This window comes from Prochlorococcus marinus, from assembly GCF_001180245.1.
Lineage (GTDB): Bacteria > Cyanobacteriota > Cyanobacteriia > PCC-6307 > Cyanobiaceae > Prochlorococcus_A > Prochlorococcus_A marinus_F.
This window is the reverse complement of sequence record NZ_CVSV01000002.1, coordinates 1-1,759: the sequence shown is the minus strand read 5'-3', so window position 1 is coordinate 1,759 and position 1,759 is coordinate 1. Positions and strand designations below refer to the sequence as shown.

Annotated in this window: 2 protein-coding genes; one reads left to right on the top strand and one right to left on the bottom strand. The window is 31.9% G+C overall.

What is annotated here, in order from left to right; all coding sequences use genetic code 11:
• On the bottom strand, positions 1–477 hold a 477-nt coding region (locus AMO19_RS00015), incomplete at its 3' end, for an HNH endonuclease (protein WP_075506821.1).
• Positions 478–494: 17 nt separating this feature from the next.
• Between AMO19_RS00015 and alr the strand changes: the two genes are divergently transcribed.
• Complete coding sequence (gene alr / locus AMO19_RS00010) at positions 495–1,694, top strand: alanine racemase (RefSeq protein WP_075506820.1); 1,200 nt, start codon at positions 495–497, stop codon at positions 1,692–1,694.
• The last annotated feature ends 65 nt before the right edge of the window (positions 1,695–1,759 follow it).

Here is a 1,759-nt window from a genome sequence, read left to right as displayed (position 1 = left end):
ATTACTTAATGGACGATAAGGCCGACGTTTTAAGGGCATATTCGCCTCTTCGGGGGTTCGATTACCTTTTTGTACATTACATCTGAGACATGCAGTAGTAACATTTTCCCAGTTATCTGTTCCACCTCTGCTTCTCGGTAAAACATGATCTATTGATAGGTCACTACCCCTATAGTTACAGTATTGGCAAGAATTATTATCTCTCAGAAGAATGTTTTTTCTTGTTAAGGAAACCTCTCTAAAAGGAACTTTGACGTAGTAACGAAGTCTTATAACTGTCGGCAATTTTTTCCCGCTATGAATTGAATATGTTTTGTCTTCCTCTAAGCTTTCTGCTTTACCTTTAATCATCAAAATTACAGCTCTTCGCCAGGAAGTGATGTTTAAAGGTTCATAAGATGCATTTAAAACTAGAGTCTGGCCCATGCCAAAATACAATTTACATGTCATGCTAACTGTATATTTCAATAAGCGCATATATTTGTGCAAAGTTAATGCAAAATAGGAAAACAAATCAGCTATTTAATTTTGACAAATTTCCAAATTTTGAAAAAGATATAGATCTAAAACAAAGAGCATGGATTGAAGTTAAAGGTGAAGCAATAGAAACAAACGTTAGACAGTTAAGATCAAAATTAAGTAAAAATTGTCAATTTATGGCAGTCGTTAAAGCTGATGGATATGGACATGATGCGAAATTAGTATCAGAGTATGCTATCAAAGGCGGTGCATCTCAATTAGGTGTCGCCACATTAAATGAAGGCATTAAGCTTCGTTCTTCTGGAGTTAAAAAACCAATACTTATCCTCGGCAATCTTTATACGAAAAGGGATCTTATTATATGTTTTAAAAATAATCTTATGCCAACTATCAGTAGTATAAGAGAATGTTTAATTTGCAATAACATTGGTAAGCAATTTGGGTTGAAATTTCTTTTACATCTTAAAGTTGATACGGGAATGTCAAGATTAGGATTTGAATACAGTAAATTCGTTCAGCAATTTGAAAAAATTAAATCTTTAGAGAACATTTTAATAGAAGGAATATATAGTCATTTATCTTCTGCAGATGAAGATAACGCATTAGATCCGAAAAGTATTACACAACTACAAAGACTGAAGTTTAATGAAATATTAAAGCAAATTAATTTTGATCGAAATAATGAAATTAAGATTCATTTGGCTAATTCTGCAGGAATGCTTATTAACAAAGATTTTCATTTTCACATGGTACGTGTTGGCCTTTCTATGTATGGATACAGTCCTTTAGACAAAATAGATAAAAATTTATCACTTAAACCAGCTTTATTTTTGAAAGCTAAAGTAGCTTTTATTAGAACTATTGATCCAGGAGTTGGTGTAAGTTATGGAGGTAAATTTGTAAGTCATAGAAAAACTAATTTAGCTGTATTAAGTATTGGATACGCAGATGGAGTACCAAGAAATCTTTCAGGAAAGATAAACGTTATTCATAATGATAAACTTTATCCCCAAGTTGGATCCATAACTATGGACCAAATGATGGTGGACATAACAGGTTCAAGTGAAATTAAAGTTGGTAGTACCATGGTATTACTAGGATCTGATGGAGATAAAACAATTTCTCCTCTTGAATGGGCAAGAAAATCTAATACTATACCGTGGGAAATTCTTTGTTCTTTTAAAAATAGATTACCGAGAGTTCAAGTAGATTAGACATTTCGATTAAATAAAAAATTTTGAATGTTTGCATAAAAATTGATAATGTATAAGAACTGGAG

Excerpts from the sequence above, each read along its gene's own strand:
- alr (WP_075506820.1), top strand. The coding sequence starts at position 495 with ATGCAAAATAGGAAAACAAATCAGCTATTTAATTTTGACAAATTTCCA.